A 1,001-nucleotide genomic window follows, 5' to 3' on the forward strand; every position below is an offset into this window, starting at 1 on the left:
TTACCCTCTGTTTGGTTCAATGAAGAGACGACGGTAGCAGGGCGCAAAGCACTGAATTGGTATCACGAAAAATGGGATGAAAAGCGGGGTATTGGTTTGGGTGCTGAACATGATTGGTCCAGTCATGGTGCCGATGCCTTTGGTTTAATGTGTGTGGCTTATGAAGAACCGCAGCAGAGATACAAGAGACCAGCTTATAGCGGTAGAAGAGATTATGAGAGTACCTCATGGATGGCAGAATGATGTATGATGATGAGACTTTAGAGAAAGAAAATAACGCATCAGATCTGTCGACAGAAGGTTTGTATCGCAAACTTGTGAGTTGGTACAAAGAAGATATTGAACATGTCAATAAATGGCGTGAACATGCCCGTGAAGATTTTCGTTTTTACAATGGTGATCAGTGGGATGAGAAGGATTTAGCAGCGTTAAAAGAGCAACGCCGCCCTGTTATGACTTTTAATCGGATTGCCCCGCTTGTGAATGCTGTTGTGGGCTCTGAACGCAATAACAAGCGAGAGGTACAGTTTATTCCTCGTCAAATAGGCAAGGCATTGCCAAGTGAATTGCTTACCGGGGTGGCGGAATGGTTTCGGGATATGGCGCATGCTGAATATGCCGATAGTGATGCTTTCCAAGATGCTGTCATTTGTGGCATGGGGTGGACGGATACGCGGCTTGAGTATGAGAATAATCCGGATGGTGAGCCGGTTATCACGCGTTTAGACCCACTGAAAATGGTTTGGGATAGTGCTGCAGTGCAGCCGAATTTAACCGATGCGCAACGCATGTGGTATGTAGACCGCAAGCCCTTGGAAGTAGCCAAGCAGATGTTTCCCAAAGCCCATTGGAGCGAACTGAGTGCGGATTGGGCAAGGGATGGGGTTTCTTGTGAGGGTGTTCACCATAATGATTTTGATTTTTATAATAGCGATGACAAATCGGTAAATGTCGAAAATGGTCGCCGGATGGTGACACTTGTTGAATGTCGTTGGTTTGAG

At 46.2% G+C, this 1,001-nt stretch carries 1 protein-coding gene and 1 pseudogene; both read left to right on the top strand.

Going from position 1 to position 1,001, the window contains the following annotated elements; all coding sequences use genetic code 11:
* A pseudogene (locus HNQ69_RS07625) lies at positions 1-243 on the top strand (PBSX family phage terminase large subunit); the annotation flags it as partial.
* Positions 228-1,001 (top strand): portal protein (locus HNQ69_RS07630; RefSeq protein WP_281381010.1); only part of this gene is annotated, 774 nt, incomplete at its 3' end. The pseudogene HNQ69_RS07625 and the gene HNQ69_RS07630, both read left to right, overlap by 16 nt.

Source organism: Bartonella callosciuri, assembly GCF_014203215.1.
GTDB lineage: Bacteria > Pseudomonadota > Alphaproteobacteria > Rhizobiales > Rhizobiaceae > Bartonella > Bartonella callosciuri.